The sequence below is a fragment of the Paraburkholderia sp. RAU2J genome (assembly GCF_003634845.1).
Taxonomy (GTDB): Bacteria; Pseudomonadota; Gammaproteobacteria; order Burkholderiales; family Burkholderiaceae; genus Paraburkholderia; species Paraburkholderia fynbosensis.
This window is the reverse complement of record NZ_RBXG01000001.1, coordinates 278,657-296,472: the sequence shown is the minus strand read 5'-3', so window position 1 is coordinate 296,472 and position 17,816 is coordinate 278,657. Positions and strand designations below refer to the sequence as shown.

The following is a 17,816-nucleotide window of genomic DNA, read 5'->3' as shown; positions in this document are numbered from 1 at the left end:
CCCTCCGAATCCTGAATCCCTCGGCTTGCTACGATATGACGACTTTCTCGGTGCGCAAATTCCTCGCGGCCGCGGTGGTAGCGGCGTGTTTGCCGCTCGTACCGCAAACGGCGTCGGCGGTTCCGGCCGCTAATCTGCCCGACTTCACTGATCTGGTCGACAAGGTGGGCCCGGCGGTCGTCAACATCCGCACGACCACGCGCGTGTCGAGCAGCGGTCCCCGCAGCGGCCTGCCCCCGGGCATGGACGACGGTGATATGTCGGAATTTTTCCGCCGTTTCTTCGGCATTCCGATGCCGCAGTCGCCGCAATCGCCGCAATCGCCCGGTTCGCCGCGTGGCGGCGACAACGGCAGTGGCAGTGGCGGAAGCCAGGACACGCCGGATAGCAATGATCCGGAACAGAATAGCGGGGTCGGCTCGGGCTTCATCCTGTCGGCCGACGGCTATGTCATGACCAATGCGCACGTCATCGACGACGCGGACACGATCTACGTCACGCTGACGGACAAACGCGAATTCAAGGCGAAGCTGATCGGTGTCGACGATCGTACCGACGTTGCCGTCGTGAAGATCAGCGCCGCCAATCTGCCGACCATTACGATCGGCGATTCGAACAAGGTGCGTGTGGGCGAGTGGGTGGTCGCGATCGGCTCACCGTTCGGTCTCGAGAATACGGTGACGGCCGGCATTGTCAGCGCGAAGGGGCGCGACACGGGCGACTATCTGCCGTTCATCCAGACCGACGTGGCCGTCAATCCCGGCAACTCGGGCGGTCCGCTGATCAACATGCAAGGCGAAGTGATCGGCATCAACTCGCAGATCTATAGCCGCACCGGCGGCTTCATGGGCATCTCGTTCGCGATTCCGATCGACGAGGCGATGCGCGTGGCCGATCAGCTGAAGAGTTCCGGCAAGGTAGTGCGCGGCCGTATCGCGGTGGCGATCGGTGAAGTCACCAAAGACGTCGCCGATTCGCTCGGTCTGCCCAAGGCGCAGGGTGCGCTGGTCAGCAGCGTCGAGCCGGGCGGCCCGGCGGATAAGGCCGGCGTGCAGCCGGGCGACATCATCCTGAAGTTCAACGGCCATTCGGTCGACACGGCAACGGACCTGCCGCGTATGGTCGGCGATACGAAGCCGGGCACCAGGTCAACAATCACGATCTGGCGCAAGGGTCAAACACGCGATTTGCCGGTCACGATTGCCGAGATGCAGCCAGACAAAACCACGAAGGCGGATCAGAAGAAGCCGCAGCCGCCGAAGCAGCGCGCGACGAACGCGCTGGGTCTGGCCGTCAGCGATATCCCGGCTGATCAGCTGAAGGCGCTGAAGCTGCAGAATGGCGTGCAGATCGACGCAGTGGACGGCCCGGCGACCCGTGTTGGCCTGCAGAAAGGCGACATCGTTCTGCGGGTGGGCGATACGGACATTACGAGCGCGAAGCAGTTCGACGAACTGAGTGCACATCTCGATCCGACGAAGATGGTCGCGCTGCTGGTTCGTCGTGGCGATAACACGCAGTTCGTGCCCATCCGTCCGCGCAGCACGCAGAAATGATGACCCAGGCGGCGCCGCTCACGCTCTACGGGCGGGCGTGGTGCCACCTTTGCGACGATATGCGCGCCGCGCTCGAGCCATTGCTGGCCGAATTCGGCGCGCAGGTCGAGGTGGTGGACGTCGATAGCGATCCGGTGCTGGAAGCCCGTTACAACGAACGGGTGCCGGTTCTGGTCTGCGACGGCGTCGAGTTGTGTCACTATCACGTCGATGCAGCGCGGGTTCGCGCCGCACTGGCCGTGCGCGTCGTAACGCCCCGCTGAAGTTGCTCCCGAGTTCTCAAGCGATGTGCCGACCCGCATCGTTCTCATCAGATTTCACGCTTCTCCCGAGCCGTCTTTTCCCCCGGGCTTCGCAAGCTGCGCCGGGCGATAGCCTTTTCGGCTAAAATAGATAGGTTTTTCACCTACTTACAAGGCGTGCTCCGCTATTGTCCGAGCGCGCCTTTTTCGCTTGATCGGCACTGAATGGATCATATTCGTAACTTCTCGATCATTGCGCACATCGACCATGGCAAGTCGACGCTCGCCGATCGCATCATCCAGATCTGCGGCGGCCTATCCGACCGCGAGATGGAATCCCAGGTGCTCGACTCGATGGATCTCGAGCGCGAGCGCGGCATCACCATCAAGGCACAAACCGCCGCACTGACGTATCGCGCCCGCGACGGGCAAGTCTACAACCTGAACATGATCGACACGCCGGGCCACGTCGACTTCTCGTACGAAGTCAGCCGCTCGCTGTCCGCATGCGAAGGCGCGCTGCTGGTCGTCGACGCGAGCCAGGGGGTAGAGGCGCAAACCGTCGCCAACTGCTACACGGCGATCGAACTCGGCGTCGACGTGATTCCGGTGCTCAACAAGATCGACCTGCCGGCGGCCAACCCCGAAAGCGCGATCGCTGAAATCGAAGACGTGATCGGCATCGACGCCACCGACGCGACGCGTTGCAGCGCGAAGACCGGCCTCGGCGTCGAAGACGTGCTCGAAGCGCTGGTCGCGAAAGTGCCGCCGCCGAAGGGCGATCCGGAAGCGCCGCTGCAGGCGCTGATCATCGACTCGTGGTTCGACAACTACGTCGGCGTCGTGATGCTGGTGCGTATCGTCAACGGCACGCTGCGTCCGAAAGACAAGATCCGCATGATGGCGACCGGCGCGCAATATCCGGTCGAGCACATCGGCGTGTTCACGCCGAAGTCGAAGAATCTCGAATCGTTGTCGGCGGGGCAGGTGGGCTTCATCATCGCCGGCATCAAGGAGCTGGCCGCCGCGAAGGTGGGCGACACGGTCACGCTGGTGAACCGTCCGGCTCCCGAACCACTGCCCGGCTTCAAGGAAGTGAAGCCGCAGGTGTTCGCCGGCCTCTACCCGGTCGAAGCGAACCAGTACGACGCGCTGCGCGACTCGCTCGAAAAGCTGAAGCTCAACGACGCGTCGCTGCAGTACGAGCCGGAAGTGTCGCAGGCGCTCGGTTTCGGTTTCCGTTGCGGCTTCCTGGGCTTGCTGCACATGGAAATCGTGCAGGAGCGTCTCGAGCGCGAGTTCGACATGGACCTGATCACCACGGCACCGACCGTGGTGTACGAAGTGCTGCAACGCGACGGCACGATCATCATGGTCGAGAATCCGGCCAAGATGCCGGAGCCGTCGAAAATCGAAGAAGTGCGCGAGCCGATCGTCACCGTGAATCTGTACATGCCGCAAGACTATGTCGGCTCGGTGATCACGCTGTGCACGCAAAAGCGCGGCACGCAGATCAACATGCAGTATCACGGCCGCCAGGTGCAGTTGACGTACGAAATCCCGATGGGCGAAGTCGTGCTCGATTTCTTCGATCGTCTGAAGTCGATCTCGCGCGGCTATGCGTCGATGGATTACGAGTTCAAGGAATACCGCGCGTCCGACGTCGTGAAGGTCGACATGCTGATCAACGGCGACAAGGTGGATGCGTTGTCGGTCATCGTGCACCGTTCGCAAAGCCAGTATCGCGGCCGCGAAGTGGCGGCAAAAATGCGCGAGCTGATTCCGCGCCAGATGTATGACGTGGCGATCCAGGCGACGATCGGCTCGAACATCATCGCGCGTGAAAACATTAAAGCGTTGCGTAAGAACGTGCTGGCAAAATGCTACGGCGGTGACATTTCGCGCAAGAAGAAGCTGCTCGAAAAGCAGAAGGCAGGCAAGAAGCGAATGAAGCAGGTGGGCTCGGTCGAGATTCCGCAAGAGGCTTTCCTCGCGATCCTGCGTGTCGAAGACAAATAAGTTGAATAACGGAACGCTATGAATTTTGCGCTGATTCTTTTTGTGCTCGTCATTTTGACGGGCGTCGCATGGGTCGCGGACAAACTGGTTTTTCTGCCGAAACGGCGCCGCGCGGCGCAAGCCGCGGTCGCTGAGTTCGACAGTCAGCAAGCACGCATCGGCGAGCGTTTCGCCGATGAAAACGCAGCGCAAACACGTGCGCGTCTGCGTGATGACAAGCTGCGTCAGCCGTGGTGGCTCGAGTATTCGGCGAGCTTCTTTCCGGTGATTCTGGTGGTGTTCGTCGTGCGCTCGTTCGTAGTCGAGCCATTCAAGATTCCGTCTGGCTCGATGGTGCCGACGCTGCTGGTGGGCGACTTCATCCTCGTCAATAAATTCGAATACGGCATCCGTCTGCCGATCATCAATACGCAGGTCACCCAGGGCAGTCCGCTCACGCGTGGCGACGTGGTGGTGTTCCGTTATCCGAAAGACGAATCGGTCGACTACATCAAACGCGTGATTGGTTTGCCGGGCGACGTGGTCGAGTATCAGGACAAGAAGCTCACGGTTAACGGCAAGCCGGTGCCCGAAACGCCGCTGCCCGATTATCTCGACGAAGAGCGCCTCGGTTACGCGAAGCAATTCGAAGAAGATCTCGACGGCCGCAAGAACGCGGTGCTGAACAATCCGGCCGTGCCGCCGTTCATTGTGGGTGCCGAAGATTTTCCTTATCGCGACAACTGCACGTACAACGCACGCGGCGTCATTTGCAAAGTGCCGCCGGGCAATTACTTCATGATGGGCGACAATCGCGATAACAGTGCGGACAGCCGTTATTGGGGTTTTGTGCCGAACCAGAATATCGTCGGCCGCGCATTTTTTATCTGGATGAACTTCAGCGATTTGAAACGCATCGGCCCATTCCACTGAGTTCTTTTGCGTCGATCGCACGACACGCCGCGCTGATGACCGGCATATCGGTCACATCACTCGCGGCGTGTTATCACGCTACTTTAAGAACCCGCGGTAACGTCACTTCACCACGCTTTTTCCGCTGGCCACCCCGCGTTTTCGCCGGGTCAGGCACCCGCGCTATACTCTGCCCATGCCCCTATCTCCGTTGGAAAGCCGACTGCGCTACGAATTTCGCAATGCGGAATTGCTGCGCCAGGCTTTAACGCACCGTAGTCATAGTTCCACGCATAACGAACGGCTCGAGTTTCTCGGCGACTCCGTTCTGAATTGCGCGGTGGCTGCGCTTTTGTTCCAACGTTTCGGCAAACTGGACGAGGGCGATCTGTCGCGCGTTCGCGCCAATCTGGTGAAGCAGCAGTCGCTTTACGAAATCGCCCAGGCGCTCAATATTTCAGAAGGCTTGCGGCTCGGCGAAGGCGAGCTGCGCAGCGGCGGCTTCCGGCGGCCGTCGATTCTCGCCGACACGCTGGAAGCGGTGCTGGGCGCGGTGTTTCTCGACGGCGGCTTCGACGCCGCGCAGACGGTCATCAAGCGCCTCTACGTGCCGATTCTCGATCACATCGACCCGCGCACGCTCGGCAAAGACGCAAAGACGTTGCTGCAGGAGTATCTGCAGGGCCACAAGATCGCGCTGCCGACCTACACGGTCGTCGCCACGCATGGTGCGGCGCACAATCAGCAATTCGAAGTCGAATGCACGGTACCGAAGTTGGACGTGAAAGTGTCCGGCTCAGGCGCGAGCCGCCGTGCGGCGGAGCAGGCGGCCGCCAAGAAGGCGCTGGACGAAGTGATGGCGGCGGCGCCCGCCGTCGTCGCCAAGCCCAAGCGTTCGAAGGGCGCGCGTGCAGCAAAAAACGCCGAGCCGGAGATCGTGCCGGGCGTGACGGGTGTCCAGGCTGCGCTGGATTTGCGCAGCCCGGAGCGTAAGGGCGAACGCGGCGCAGCGCGGGGCGAGCCGCGCGTGGCTGCCGCTGCGGAATCCGCCGTCGAAAAGCCCGCTGCCGAACGATCCATACTGACTGCCACCGGCGCGCCGCTCGCCGTTATTCGTGCCGCGCATGTCGAATACAGCGGGCAGGACAAAGTCGAGCGCGCCGAGAAGGCCGAGAAATCGGACAAGGCGAGCACGCACCCGAACGAGAAAACCGCCGACAAGCCGGCCGACGGCAAAGCCGACACCGTCTCCGCTCGCCACGCAGACCGGCAGCGCGGTCGCGAAGCCACACCCGGTACTGCCCCCGTATCCGTGCCAGCGGCGCAGCCGGCACCCACCGAACACGAACCCGGCGTAGCCGACGCGGTGCAAACGCGCGTCGCCGACGCGGGCCATTGATTGCCCTCGGCGCGCCATTTCCGCGTGCCGCTCTGAACTTGCCGTAGCCTGAATATGAACGCTCCCACTCCCACTGGTTTTCGCTGCGGCATGGTCGCGATCGTCGGCCGCCCTAACGTCGGCAAGTCCACGCTGATGAACGCGCTGGTCGGCCAGAAAGTCAGTATCACGTCGCGCAAGGCGCAGACCACGCGCCATCGCATCACCGGCATTCACACGCTCGAAGACGCGCAGTACATCTTCGTCGATACGCCGGGTTTTCAGACCAAGCACAGCGGCGCGCTGAACCGCTCGCTCAATCGCGCGGTCACCTCCACGCTGACCTCCGTCGACGCGATTCTGTTCGTGATCGAAGCCGGCCGCTTCGGCGCGGATGACCAGAAGGTGCTCGATCTGATCCCGCCGTCGGTGCCGACGCTGCTGATCGCGAACAAGCTCGACCGCGTCTCGGATAAAGACTCGCTGTACCCGTTCATGCAGCAGGTCAGCGCATTGCGCCAGTTCAACGAGATCGTACCGCTGTCGGCCAAGCATCCCGACGACATCAAGCGCTTGATGGCGACCGTCAAGCCGTTCCTGCCGGAAGGCGCGCCGATCTACGGCGAAGACGACCTGACCGATCGCAGCGAGCGTTTTCTCGCCGCGGAAATCCTGCGCGAAAAAGTGTTCCGCTGGACCGGCGACGAACTGCCGTACACGAGTACCGTGCTGATCGACAAGTTCGAAACCGAAGGCCGCCTGCGCCGTATTTTCGCGACCATCATGGTCGACCGTGACATGCACAAGGCGATGATCATCGGCCAGAAGGGCGCCAAGCTGAAGCAGATCAGCACCGAAGCGCGTCTCGACATGGAAAAGCTGTTCGACGGACCGGTCTATCTGGAAACCTTCATCAAGGTGAAGAGCGGCTGGGCCGACAACGAAGCCGGACTTCGTGCGTATGGGTACGAATGACGCGTGGATGACGCTGAATTCCGACGCAGCGCCGGACGAGCCGCAACCGGCCGCGCCGGCGCGCGAGCCGTCGAAACCGGCGCGTAGTAGCGCCAAAAAATCTTCCAGCAAAAGCGCCGAGGGCGCCGAAGGCGAGCCGCGCAAAGCGCCGACCCGCGCGCCGCGCACCTCCGCTTCCCAATACCGGATCGCGGAGCAGCCCGCTTTCGTTCTCCATAGTTATCCGTATCGCGAGACCAGTCTGATCATCGACGTGCTGTCGCGCGACCACGGCCGGCTCGCGCTCGTCGCGAAGGGCGCAAAGCGTCCGCATTCCGCGCTGCGCGGCGTGTTGCAGACTTTCCAGCCGCTCGCGCTGTCGTGGTCGGGCAAATCCGAAGTGCGCACGCTGACCGGTGCCGAATGGGTTGGCGGCATGCTGCCGTTGACCGGCGACGCGTTGCTCTGCGGTTTCTACGTCAACGAACTGCTGGTCAAATTCTGCGCGCGCGAGGACCCGCATCCCCAACTGTTCCATCACTACGTCGTCACGATGACGCGTCTCGCGCACGACGAGCCGCCCGTGCAGGTGCTGCGCTCGTTCGAACGCGTGCTGCTGCGCGAGACCGGTTACGCGATGTCGCTCGATCGTACCGTCGCGCGTAAAGCCGTGCTGCCCGAGGGGCGCTATGTGTTCGATCCGGAACGCGGCGTGCGCGAAGCGTCCGACGACTGGCCCGCGCAATGGCCGGTCGTCGCCGGACAGACCTTGCTCGATATGGAACAGGACGATTACCATCGAGCGCAGACCGTGGCGCAAAGCAAAACGCTGATGCGCTTCCTGCTCAACACTTACCTTGGCGGCACGCCGCTCGCGACGCGCCAGATCCTGATCGACTTGCAGAACTTATGAGCTTCTTTCTTACGTCGCCGACTGTCATTGACCTGGGCGTGAACATCGATCACGTCGCCACGCTGCGCAATGCGCGCGGCACGTCCTACCCCGATCCGATCCGCGCGGCGCTGATGGCCGAGGAGGCCGGCGCGGATGTGATCACGCTGCATCTGCGCGAAGACCGCCGGCATATCGTCGACGCCGACGTGCGTAAGCTGCGTCCGCTGCTGAAGACACGGATGAATCTCGAATGCGCGGTCACGCAGGAGATGCTCGACATTGCCTGCGAAGTGCAGCCGCATGACGTGTGCCTCGTGCCGGAAAAGCGCGCGGAACTGACGACCGAAGGCGGCCTCGACGTCGCCGGCCAGTTCGAAGCGGTGCGTGCCGCCTGCAAACAACTCGCTGACGCGAACTCACGCGTATCGCTCTTCATCGATCCCGACGAAACGCAGATGCGCGCCGCGCATGAAGCGGGCGCGCCGGTGATCGAACTGCATACGGGCCGTTACGCGGAAGCGCACGACCCCGCCGAACAGCAGCGCGAATACGAGCGCGTGGTGCGTGCGGTCGAAATCGGCATGACGCTCGGCATCAAGGTCAACGCGGGCCACGGCTTGCACTACACCAACGTGCAGCAGATCGCGGCGATCGACGGAATCGTCGAACTGAACATCGGCCATGCGATCGTCGCGCACGCGATCTTCGCCGGCTGGGACAACGCGGTGCGCGAGATGAAGGCGATCATGGTTGCCGCGCGTCTCGGCGCGCGCGGCTGATGCGGCCCGGGGCGGACTCGCACATGGCGATCTATGGCATCGGCACCGACATCGTTCAGGTCAGCCGCATAGCCGCGGTGATGACGCGCACCGGCGGCCGTTTCGCGGAGAAGGTGCTCGGCCCGGACGAGCTGCGCATCTATCACGCGCGCCATGCTCGATCGGCGGCGCGCGGTCTCGCGTTTCTCGCCACGCGGTTTTCGGCGAAAGAAGCGTTCTCGAAAGCGATCGGCCTCGGCATGCACTGGCCGATGACCTGGCGCGCGTTGCAAACGCTCAACAAGCCAAGCGGTGAGCCGATGGTGGTGGCGTCTGGCGAACTGGCCGAGTGGCTCGACGCACGCGGCATCACGGCGCGCGTCACGATTAGCGACGAGCGTGATTACGCGGTGTCGTTCGTGATCGCGGAAACGACGCAGGCGGGTGGGGCGGATGCTCCGGCCACGCCGCCCGCCGCCGGATAAACATACGCTGAGCGCGGCCCGCGCCGGCCGCGTCTTTCCCTGCTCAACGCTTCCTTCTCGCGGAATTCGATGAAAACCACTCCCGGACCGGTGATGCTCGACGTGGTCGGCAAAACGCTGAACGACGACGACAAACGCCGCCTTGCCCATCCGATGACCGGTGGCGTGATCCTGTTCGCACGCCACTATGAAAGCCGCGCGCAACTGATCGCGCTGACCGAAGACATTCGCGCGGTCCGCCAGGACTTGCTGATCGCCGTCGATCACGAAGGCGGCCGTGTGCAGCGCTTTCGCACCGACGGCTTCACCGTGCTGCCCTCGATGGGCAAGCTCGGCGCGCTGTGGGACAGCGACGTGCTGCACGCCACCAAAGTGACGACCGCGGTCGGCTACATCCTCGCGGCGGAATTGCGCGCGTGCGGCATCGACATGAGTTTTACGCCGGTGCTCGATCTGAACTACGGGCAATCGCAAGTGATCGGCGATCGTTCGTTCCATCGCGATCCGCGCGTCGTGGCCCTGCTCGCGAAAAGTCTGAACCACGGCCTCGCACTGGCCGGCATGAGCAATTGCGGCAAGCACTTTCCGGGGCATGGTTTTGCGCACGCGGACTCGCACGTCGCGATGCCCGTCGACGATCGTCCGCTCGACGAGATCCTGCGCGACGACGTGGCGCCCTATGACTGGCTCGGCTTGTCGTTGGGATCGGTGCTGCCCGCGCATGTGGTCTATCCGCAGGTCGATTCGAAGCCGGCGGGGTTTTCCCGCGTCTGGCTGCAAGACGTTCTGCGCAAGAAGCTGCGCTTCGAAGGCGCGATTTTCAGCGACGACCTGTCGATGGAGGCCGCGCGCCAGGGCGGCACGCTGACCGAAGGCGCGAGCGCCGCGCTCAACGCCGGTTGCGACATGGTGCTGATCTGCAATCAGCCGGACGAGGCGGAGAAGGTGCTGGATGCGTTGCGTTTCACGCCGTCGAAGGAATCGCGACGACGTCTGAGGCGCATGCGGCCGCGCGGCAAGGCGCTGACGTGGAGCAAGCTGGTTGCCGAGCCGCAATATCTGGAAGCGCAGGCGTTGCTGCGCAGCGCGTTCGCCTAAACCGTCGAGGCTGCGCGAATCCTGCCGGCGGATCGACGAAAAACGGCGTCTCTGATTTTCAATCAAGGCGCCGTTTTTATCGGCTGCGGCCAGCCGCGAGCGGTTGTCGAACTCAGTTCAAGCGCATGCGCTGCAGCTTGTTGTACAGCGTCTTCGGACTGATGCCGAGCAGCGACGCCGCACGGTGACGCGTCCCGCCGACCGCGTCGAGCGTCGCACGAATCAGCATTTCCTCGACGTCCGCGAGCGGCGTGCCGACGGTGACCTGCACGCGGCTGCCGTTCAGGTCGCGGCCGTTCGCCAAGCCCTCGTCGGCGCGCAACGACTCCAGTACTTCACCTGACGCGTGATACGCCCGCCGCACCCGGTCCTGCAATTCGCGCACATTGCCCGGCCATTCGTACGCGAGACACTCGCGCAGGAAATTCGGCCCGATCTGCTTGGCACCCTCGGACGTGCCGCGTGCGGCCGCTTCGAGATTCAACTCGTCCACCACCGCCTGAGCGATCAGCGACGGATCTGCGCCGCGTTCGCGCAGAGGCGGCAGGATCACCGCGGCGGCTTCGAGTCGCAACGCCAGCTCCTGAAGCAGCGTACCGTCGGCCACCGCCGCACGCGGCGGCTTGCGCGTCGAGGCGATGAGCCGGAAGTCCGTCGCGACCTGATTGGTGCCGCCGACGCGCATGAAGGTCTGCGAGTCGAGCGCGCGCAGCAACGCTTCCTGTTGCGCGCGCGGCAGTTCCGCGATTTCGTCGATGAACAGCGTGCCTCCGCTCGCTTGCTCGAACAGGCCCGGCTCGCGCTGCTCGGCCGCGCCGAACGCGCCGCGTTCGTGACCGAACAGCAGGCTGTCGAGCGAGCGATGCACGCCGCCGCCCGCACCGCGCACGTCCAGCGTGACGAACGGACCTTTGCGGCGCCGGCTCATGTCATGCAGCGTGCGCGCCGCGACCTGCTTGCCGGTGCCGGTTTCGCCGCAAATCAGCACGGCCGCTTCGGTGGGTGCGATATGTTCGATCGTGTCGTACACGTGCTGAATCTCGCCGCTGCGGCCGAGCATCGAGCCGAAGCGGCCGAGCTGGCGCAACGATGCACGCAAGGTCTGCACTTCCTCGGTCAGTTCGTACGGACGCGGAATGCGCGCGAGCAGGCTGCGCAAACGCGGAATATTGACCGGCTTGAGCAGGTAGTCCCAAATGCCGTGGCGCAGACCCTCGATCGCGCTCTCGACCGTTGCATTGCCGGTCATCACGATCACGGGCAATGCGCCGCCTGGCGGATGCGCGGGCAGATGCTGCAGCAGGTCGAGACCGCTGCCGTCCGGCAGATTCAGGTCGACCAGCACAACGTCGGGAATGAAGCGCGTCAGCGCCGCCCGGGCCTCGGCGATGGTTGTCGCGGTGTCGACGGAGAAGCCGTCGGCGGCGAGGATAGCGGACAGGCCGGACAGGCTATTGGGATCGTCTTCAACAATCAGGGCGTGTGGCATAGCGAGCGCAATTTTTTGGATGGATGGAATACCCGCTGCGTTGCGCCGCTGCTTCGATTGGCGCGCGATAGGGGAGCGATGGCTGGCCGGGACGCAGGGGCGGTCGGATGCCGAGGTCGTTCAACGCTGGCAAATGCTGCCAGTACCGCTCGGTCGCGCTCATGCCGCTCGCACACCGAGCCTGGCGAGCAACCCCGTCGGGCGGCTGCCAGGGGCATAAGCGGTGTGAGCGCGGTTCCGGACGTGCAGGGCATTGCTGCAACCGGCCGGGCGCGACAGGCAACGATTCGACTCACGAAGTTCTGGTCCTTTGACTTATCACGGCGACGCCCGTCCTGCGCCGACTGGCGCAGGCGAAGCGTTCGTCTGTAGTTCTTTCATCCGGTCTGTCAGATATCCCGGTTGCTATCGAAAAACCGACGCACTTCCAGTTCCGCCTGTTCGCGGGTTTTACCGTAGCGCTCCTGGATCAGACCGGCGAGCTTGTCGGCGCGGCCTTCGGCCTTAGTCAATTCGTCGTCTGTCAATTCGCCCCATGCCGTCTTCGCCTTGCCGACCATCTGTTTCCACTTGCCTTCAGCAATGTCGTTATTCATGGTGCTCTCCCGAGTTAAGAAAATAAGCCGTCTTGGCATACGTCACGATAAGCAGGGACTGTGCCACGAACATTTACTTAAATTTATCAATGATTTGTCCGCTGATGGGCGGAGGGATCGGGAAGGTGGAGCGGCAATTTGGAGAAGCTCGCCGGTAAAGTTTTCCTCAACCATACACGGCGTTGCAGAAAAGAAAAAGCGCCCAGATCGGGCGCTTTTTCTTTCCATTTTTTTTCGCAGCGCGGGCGTTGCGCCGGCGCTGAATTCTGGCGTGCAGGCGCTTTAAGCGCGGCTGCGGTACTCGTGCGTGCGCGTGTCGATTTCGATCTTGTCGCCGATGTTGCAGAAGAGCGGCACTTGCAGTTCGAAGCCGGTGGTCAGCTTCGCGTTCTTCAGCACCTTGCCCGACGACGTATCGCCCTTGACAGCCGGTTCCGTGTAGATGATTTCGCGGACCAGCGTGGTCGGCAGTTCGACCGAGATGGCCTTCTCGTTGTAGAACACGACTTCGCAAGCCATGCCGTCTTCGAGGTAATGAAGGGCGTCGCCCATCATTTCGCTTTCGACTTCGAACTGGTTGTAGTCGGCGTCCATGAACACGTACATCGGGTCGGCAAAGTACGAGTACGTCACTTCCTTGCGTTCCAGCACGACGACGTCGAACTTGTCGTCTGCCTTGTATACGCTTTCCATGCCTGCGCCGGTCAGCAGGTTCTTGAACTTCATCTTGACGACGGCGGAGTTACGGCCCGATTTGTTGTATTCGGCCTTTTGCACGACCATTGCGTCTGCGCCGATCATCACGACGTTGCCGGTGCGGAGTTCCTGTGCGGTCTTCATAAAACTGTCCTGTACGAAATAAGTAGCTCAACTTTGCTCAACGGCATACGGCGCAAGCGGCTTCGGCGCTTCACTCATTGCGCGCCGCGCCGCATGAAAGCGGCGGCGGGAAGCCAATGTGGGAAGCGTGGCCGGCTTGCCATGGGAGCCGGAGGCGGAGCCGCATCGCGCAGCCCGTTGATTCCGGCCATCCCCAACAATCCGTTACCTGCTTTTTACCCGGTGCGGGCGTGTACACGAGTGGCGCCGAACGACAACATACGGCCCTTTTTTGACTTTTGCACCATTGACCCGAAGGTTGGAGCGCGTCTGACACCTTTCGATACCGGGTTCGTCGTTGCGATCGGGCCGCGCTTGCGTCGTCGGCCGTTGAATAACCGCTTATTTTAACTGAGTTTTTGCGAACAAGGCCAGATTTCCGGCAAGGTCGCCCACCTGGGCGAGTTCACCGGCCCATTGCGCCGCGCGCCGTTGCAGTGCCGGGCCGTGACGCTGGAATTCCGCCCAGTCCGGGCGGCCCGCGCCGTTCCATGCGTGCCAGAAGCGCGCGAGGGCGTCGCGGGCATCGGCGGGCAGCGTGCGCGCGTAGTGCGCGAGGGCGGCGTCGAGCTTCGGCAGATGGGCCGCGTCGGCTTGCGGATAGATGTGCCAGACGAACGGTTTCGCCGCCCACTGGGCACGCACGAACGAGTCTTCGCCGCGCACGAAATTAATGTCGCTGGCCCACAGTAGCGCGTCGTAGCCGGCTTGCGCGGTGAAGGCGAGCGCATGCGCGGTGAGGTTGCCGCGGCTTGCGTGCGAGCCGGCGGTGAACGAGGGCAAATCGAAAAAGCGCGCGATCGCGCCAGAAATACGGCCTTCCGGCACCAGCAGCACGACCGGCGCGGGGTTGTCGCACCATTGTTCGAGCAGACCGTCGACGGCGGGGTTTTCGTATGCGAATAGCGAGACGACGGTCGCCGTGGCGGGCGGCGGCGCGTGGCCGGTGGTTTGCCGCCACCATGCTTCGCGCGCTGCCGGCGATGCCTCGAAGGCCGCGCGCGCGGCGTCGAGATGGCGTTCTTTCAGGACGCCGCCCGTGCCGGGGCCGAGCCCCGGGAAGAAGAACGTTTTGGTCAGCGCATGGCGCGGATGGGGTGAGAGGCACAGATGAAAATCCGCGACCCAGTCTTCCGCGCTCAGATATTCGAGGTTGAACCAGACTGGCGCGCGCGCGCGTTCGGCCATCGCGGCGACGTAAATCGGTGGCAGTTCGCAACCGAAGGCCTCGATCACCACATCGGCCACTTCGAGCGTGTCGCCCGCATGGGTCGGCTCGTGCCAATGTTCGACGACGATCCCGCCGACCGTCTGCCGCGCGCGATCCAGCGCTAGCGACGGGCACAGCTTCTGGAACGCGTGCAGATCATCGACGAACACGCGCACTTGCCAGCCGTGCTCGCTCGCGAGTTGGCGCGCGAGGCGCCAGCACACGCCGATGTCGCCGAAATTGTCGATTACCGCGCAGAAGATGTCACAGGCGATCGCGGTGGAGGAGCCAGAGGAGGCGGCGGTGGTCTGTTCGGAGGCGGGCGGAACGGAGGACATGGCGGCCTGGGTGGCGGATTCGAACGATGGGCGCGGCTGACGCGAAGGGCGCGAAGGACGATCCCGCGAACGCTGCACACTGCGTTGCACCGCCCCCCCGGCTCGCGCCGGAGCGCTGCCGGGGTCGGCGCATGGCAGGGCTCGAACGCACGCGGAATGTTCTAAACTGGCGATTCTAGTGCGACACGCACGCTCGTGTCCGGGTAGCCCCAACGTAAGGGGCATCGACTAGCGGCAAAGGAGGCGTCTGTATGAGCCTAACCAGTCGCGAAGGTATCACGCGGAGCATCGGGAAGGGGCGCGAGTCCCTCGACGCAACTGCTCAGAAGTGGGGTATCTCTTGTAGCGAAGCGAGAGCCGGTAGAGGTTTGCCGGGTCTCGTCCATACGAGTCTCGGTGAAGCACATCCTCCGAGAGCTCGCATTGCATTGACCTGATTACCGTCAGGTTCCGCCCCGTCAGCGGCTTCATCTCCGCCGACTGGGCGGAGTGATGTATGCAATTCCTGCGCCGTCACTGGCAATGGATTCGCGAACCGATACGAGCGAAAAGCTCGGCGTGTCATTGTTTGGCCTCGTCAGTTGCACGGCGAGGATAGTGAACCTGCTGTACGACCAGCAGTAGCCTAGGAAGACATGCGTCACTGGCAACGGTGGGGTGTGAAGCTCTTCTGACAATGTAGCCCCCGGATGTTTCGGGCAGGCCATTCCCGTGAGGGATTGGTCTGGACACTCCTAGCAGCAATGGGGTCGAGGAGCTAGGCTGGCTGATAGGGTTAACGTATGTGAACTGCTGATAAACCTCGTTACCAGTGAGGAGCCAAAGCTGCTTGAACATTGGGCTCTAACCAAAAGGTACGTGGCTGGTTAGTCCACTTAGAATTTGGGCTACGTCGTTGTCAAGCCACCGGGGGATAGGCGGAACCTACGTCAGTCGTGTGACATGCCGGGAACGTGGTAAGCCTGTATGGTTGCCAGCGCAGTCAGGCTGGCAAGCGAACCGTAAGGGACGCTGTTGATTGTGCAGGTATGGGAGGACGGAAAAAGCGAAGGTCGGGCTGTAACGGTCCGGATAGGGGTTGGAACATCACCCCACGCGAAAGCGGGCAGACTTCCGTCTGGTCTACCGTCACAGGGCGGCTGACTACCTTCTGTAACTTGGTTAGTGTGAGCGCATGCGCTCGTACTGAGGTGTTTGTCCGAGATGGGGGCGCATGCGCTCCTATTGAGGTGTCTGTTGTTCCCCAGAGGGGTGTGTCTGCCCCTCTGGGGGAGATGCGCCTTCTACCTGGGGACTTCTTCCAAGTAGGAGAGCAGCATGAAAGTATCTGGTCGAAAGACCGGGTCTGCGCTTTCCCATGCGCCGGACAACTGGAACGCTGTCGATTGGCGTCGGGTTGAACGGAACGTGAGAGGGATGCAGATTCGAATTGCGAAGGCGACGCGGGAAAGTGACTGGCGCAGAGTGAAAGCTCTGCAACGGATGCTGACTCGCACGTTGTCCGCGAAGCTGTATGCGGTACGACGTGTTACGCAGAACCAGGGTGCGCGAACGGCGGGAGTCGATCGCGAACTGTGGGACTCGCCTGAAAGCCGGTGGGAGGCCATCGGTGGGTTGAAGCGGCGCGGGTACAAGCCTCTGCCTTTACGGAGAGTCTTTATCCCCAAGGCCAATGGAAAGGAGCGCCCTTTGGGCATTCCGACCATGCGGGACAGGGCGATGCAAGCCTTGTATCTGCTGGCTCTGGAGCCGGTGTCGGAATCGACGAGCGACCCGAACTCTTACGGGTTCAGGTTAAACCGCTCGACGGCTGATGCTATGGGTCAGGTACGCGCTTGCACATCCCGGAAGGATTCGTCCCGATGGGTACTGGAAGCGGATATCAAAGGCTGCTTTGACCACATCAACCACGACTGGCTGGAAAACCATGTCCCCATGGACAGGGAAATTCTCCGGAAGTGGTTGAAGGCTGGCCTGATTTACAAGGGTCAGCTACAGGTGACTGAGGCCGGTACGCCGCAGGGAGGGATCATCTCCCCGACGCTGGCGAATGTGACGCTGAACGGGCTGGAGCGTGAACTGGTTGCGCACCTCGGTGCGAAATTCGGAATCGCCAAGGCTAAGAAGTTGAAGGTCAATGTGGTGCGATACGCGGATGACTTCGTGATTACCGGCGACTCGCGAGAGATACTGGAAAGCGTGGTCAGGCCTTGGGTGGAAGCGTTCCTCGAGGTTCGGGGCTTGCAACTGTCTGAGGCAAAAACGCGGGTCACCCACATTGATGACGGCTTCGATTTCCTTGGGTGGAATTTCCGGAAGTACTCGGGAAAACTGCTCATCAAGCCGAGCAAGAAGAACGCGCAAGCGTTCTATCGCAAGGTGGCGGAAACGATCAGCGGCAACAAAACGGCAAAGCAGGGGGACCTAATCCAACTGCTGAACCCGATGTTGCGCGGATGGGCGCAGTATCACCGCCCGGTCTCAGCCAAGCAGACGTACAGCCGCATGGAGCATCTGATTTTTCGGAAGCTCTGGCGGTGGTCGAAGCGGAGGCACCCGCAAAAGAGCGCTGTGTGGGTGAAACAGAAGTATTTTCACTCTATCGGTGCCCGGCACTGGGTGTTTGCGGTTCGTACGGAACGCGAAGACGGCAGTTGGGGGCTGAATGAGCTATACCAGCTTAGTGGTATGGCAATCAAACGGCACACGCGGATCAAGGGCGAGTTCAACCCTTTTGATCCGGCATGGGAGCAGTATGGCGAAACCTTGCGGCAGGGGCGCATGTGGGAACAAATGCGCTACCGAAAGCAGTGGGCGACGCTGTATATGTCACAAGGCGGGCTATGCGCGCATTGTGGCTGTGCGCTAACGGACGAAACGGGCTGGCATGACCATCATCTGGAATATCGGATGCATGGTGGTACCGACGCTCTGTCCAACCGGGTGCTGCTCCACCCGCACTGCCACCAGCAAGTGCACGCTGGTAAGCTGGTTGTAACTAGAGGGTGTTAGGCACTTTTTGTCGGAC

Annotated in this window: 16 protein-coding genes; 12 read left to right on the top strand and 4 right to left on the bottom strand. The window is 62.3% G+C overall.

What is annotated here, in order from left to right; all coding sequences use genetic code 11:
- The first annotated feature begins 35 nt into the window (after nucleotides 1-35).
- The 10 genes from B0G69_RS01335 to nagZ all read left to right on the top strand — a co-directional run bounded on the left by B0G69_RS01335 (nucleotide 36) and on the right by nagZ (nucleotide 10,276).
- Nucleotides 36-1,556 (top strand): DegQ family serine endoprotease, encoded by a 1,521-nt coding sequence (locus tag B0G69_RS01335; protein ID WP_121315316.1) that lies wholly within the window; start codon nucleotides 36-38, stop codon nucleotides 1,554-1,556.
- Nucleotides 1,556-1,819: a glutaredoxin family protein gene (locus tag B0G69_RS01330; protein WP_121315315.1), complete on the top strand. Its 264-nt coding sequence runs from the start codon at nucleotides 1,556-1,558 to the stop codon at nucleotides 1,817-1,819. Before B0G69_RS01335 ends, B0G69_RS01330 begins: the two co-directional genes overlap by 1 nt.
- Nucleotides 1,820-2,023: 204 nt before the next feature.
- Complete coding sequence (gene lepA, locus B0G69_RS01325) at nucleotides 2,024-3,817, top strand: translation elongation factor 4 (RefSeq protein WP_121315314.1); 1,794 nt, start codon at nucleotides 2,024-2,026, stop codon at nucleotides 3,815-3,817.
- Between the two features lie 18 nt (nucleotides 3,818-3,835).
- Nucleotides 3,836-4,729 (top strand): signal peptidase I, encoded by an 894-nt coding sequence (gene lepB, locus B0G69_RS01320; protein WP_121315313.1) that lies wholly within the window; start codon nucleotides 3,836-3,838, stop codon nucleotides 4,727-4,729.
- A gap of 175 nt (nucleotides 4,730-4,904) precedes the next feature.
- Nucleotides 4,905-6,107 carry a ribonuclease III gene (gene rnc, locus B0G69_RS01315; RefSeq protein ID WP_121315312.1) on the top strand — a complete coding sequence of 401 codons (1,203 nt, stop codon included), beginning with the start codon at nucleotides 4,905-4,907 and terminating at the stop codon, nucleotides 6,105-6,107.
- A gap of 54 nt (nucleotides 6,108-6,161) precedes the next feature.
- On the top strand, nucleotides 6,162-7,061 hold the full coding sequence (gene era, locus B0G69_RS01310; RefSeq protein ID WP_121315311.1) for a GTPase Era: 900 nt from the start codon (nucleotides 6,162-6,164) through the stop codon (nucleotides 7,059-7,061).
- Nucleotides 7,048-7,953 carry a DNA repair protein RecO gene (gene recO / locus B0G69_RS01305; protein ID WP_121315310.1) on the top strand — a complete coding sequence of 302 codons (906 nt, stop codon included), beginning with the start codon at nucleotides 7,048-7,050 and terminating at the stop codon, nucleotides 7,951-7,953. Before era ends, recO begins: the two co-directional genes overlap by 14 nt.
- On the top strand, nucleotides 7,950-8,714 hold the full coding sequence (gene pdxJ, locus B0G69_RS01300) for a pyridoxine 5'-phosphate synthase (protein WP_121315309.1): 765 nt from the start codon (nucleotides 7,950-7,952) through the stop codon (nucleotides 8,712-8,714). The genes recO and pdxJ overlap by 4 nt, the downstream gene beginning before the upstream one ends.
- 23 nt (nucleotides 8,715-8,737) lie before the next feature.
- A complete protein-coding gene (gene acpS, locus B0G69_RS01295) occupies nucleotides 8,738-9,178 on the top strand; it encodes a holo-ACP synthase (RefSeq protein WP_121315308.1) in 441 nt (146 codons plus the stop codon).
- A gap of 69 nt (nucleotides 9,179-9,247) precedes the next feature.
- Entirely contained in the window at nucleotides 9,248-10,276 is a 1,029-nt protein-coding gene (gene nagZ, locus B0G69_RS01290; protein ID WP_121315307.1) for a beta-N-acetylhexosaminidase, read from the top strand.
- Nucleotides 10,277-10,388: 112 nt separating this feature from the next.
- Here nagZ and B0G69_RS01285 read toward each other — a convergent pair whose 3' ends face one another.
- Together B0G69_RS01285 and B0G69_RS01280 are read right to left on the bottom strand one after the other, a co-directional pair.
- Nucleotides 10,389-11,765: a sigma-54 dependent transcriptional regulator gene (locus B0G69_RS01285; RefSeq protein WP_121315306.1), complete on the bottom strand. Its 1,377-nt coding sequence runs from the start codon at nucleotides 11,763-11,765 to the stop codon at nucleotides 10,389-10,391.
- Between the two features lie 389 nt (nucleotides 11,766-12,154).
- The gene (locus B0G69_RS01280) at nucleotides 12,155-12,361 is read right to left on the bottom strand and encodes a CsbD family protein (protein WP_121315305.1); all 207 of its coding nucleotides are present in this window, start codon (nucleotides 12,359-12,361) and stop codon (nucleotides 12,155-12,157) included.
- Here B0G69_RS01280 and B0G69_RS40555 point away from each other — a divergent pair.
- Complete coding sequence (locus B0G69_RS40555; protein ID WP_147440691.1) at nucleotides 12,360-12,647, top strand: hypothetical protein; 288 nt, start codon at nucleotides 12,360-12,362, stop codon at nucleotides 12,645-12,647. The genes B0G69_RS01280 and B0G69_RS40555 overlap by 2 nt on opposite strands.
- Here the strand turns inward: B0G69_RS40555 and efp are convergent.
- Nucleotides 12,644-13,201: an elongation factor P gene (gene efp / locus B0G69_RS01275; RefSeq protein ID WP_042322091.1), complete on the bottom strand. Its 558-nt coding sequence runs from the start codon at nucleotides 13,199-13,201 to the stop codon at nucleotides 12,644-12,646. The genes B0G69_RS40555 and efp overlap by 4 nt on opposite strands.
- Before the next feature lie 381 nt (nucleotides 13,202-13,582).
- Nucleotides 13,583-14,788 (bottom strand): elongation factor P maturation arginine rhamnosyltransferase EarP, encoded by a 1,206-nt coding sequence (earP, locus tag B0G69_RS01270; protein WP_199731132.1) that lies wholly within the window; start codon nucleotides 14,786-14,788, stop codon nucleotides 13,583-13,585.
- Nucleotides 14,789-16,105: 1,317 nt separating this feature from the next.
- Between earP and ltrA the strand changes: the two genes are divergently transcribed.
- Nucleotides 16,106-17,800: a group II intron reverse transcriptase/maturase gene (gene ltrA, locus B0G69_RS01260; RefSeq protein ID WP_121315304.1), complete on the top strand. Its 1,695-nt coding sequence runs from the start codon at nucleotides 16,106-16,108 to the stop codon at nucleotides 17,798-17,800.
- The last annotated feature ends 16 nt before the right edge of the window (nucleotides 17,801-17,816 follow it).

Coding starts and splice junctions, on each gene's coding strand:
- B0G69_RS01335 (WP_121315316.1), top strand. CDS start 36: ATGACGACTTTCTCGGTGCGCAAATTCCTCGCGGCCGCGGTGGTAGCG.
- B0G69_RS01330 (WP_121315315.1), top strand. CDS start 1,556: ATGACCCAGGCGGCGCCGCTCACGCTCTACGGGCGGGCGTGGTGCCAC.
- lepA (WP_121315314.1), top strand. CDS start 2,024: ATGGATCATATTCGTAACTTCTCGATCATTGCGCACATCGACCATGGC.
- lepB (WP_121315313.1), top strand. CDS start 3,836: ATGAATTTTGCGCTGATTCTTTTTGTGCTCGTCATTTTGACGGGCGTC.
- rnc (WP_121315312.1), top strand. CDS start 4,905: ATGCCCCTATCTCCGTTGGAAAGCCGACTGCGCTACGAATTTCGCAAT.
- era (WP_121315311.1), top strand. CDS start 6,162: ATGAACGCTCCCACTCCCACTGGTTTTCGCTGCGGCATGGTCGCGATC.
- recO (WP_121315310.1), top strand. CDS start 7,048: ATGGGTACGAATGACGCGTGGATGACGCTGAATTCCGACGCAGCGCCG.
- pdxJ (WP_121315309.1), top strand. CDS start 7,950: ATGAGCTTCTTTCTTACGTCGCCGACTGTCATTGACCTGGGCGTGAAC.
- acpS (WP_121315308.1), top strand. CDS start 8,738: ATGGCGATCTATGGCATCGGCACCGACATCGTTCAGGTCAGCCGCATA.
- nagZ (WP_121315307.1), top strand. CDS start 9,248: ATGAAAACCACTCCCGGACCGGTGATGCTCGACGTGGTCGGCAAAACG.
- B0G69_RS01285 (WP_121315306.1), bottom strand. CDS start 11,765: ATGCCACACGCCCTGATTGTTGAAGACGATCCCAATAGCCTGTCCGGC.
- B0G69_RS40555 (WP_147440691.1), top strand. CDS start 12,360: ATGGTGCTCTCCCGAGTTAAGAAAATAAGCCGTCTTGGCATACGTCAC.
- B0G69_RS01280 (WP_121315305.1), bottom strand. CDS start 12,361: ATGAATAACGACATTGCTGAAGGCAAGTGGAAACAGATGGTCGGCAAG.
- efp (WP_042322091.1), bottom strand. CDS start 13,201: ATGAAGACCGCACAGGAACTCCGCACCGGCAACGTCGTGATGATCGGC.
- earP (WP_199731132.1), bottom strand. CDS start 14,788: ATGTCCTCCGTTCCGCCCGCCTCCGAACAGACCACCGCCGCCTCCTCT.
- ltrA (WP_121315304.1), top strand. CDS start 16,106: ATGAAAGTATCTGGTCGAAAGACCGGGTCTGCGCTTTCCCATGCGCCG.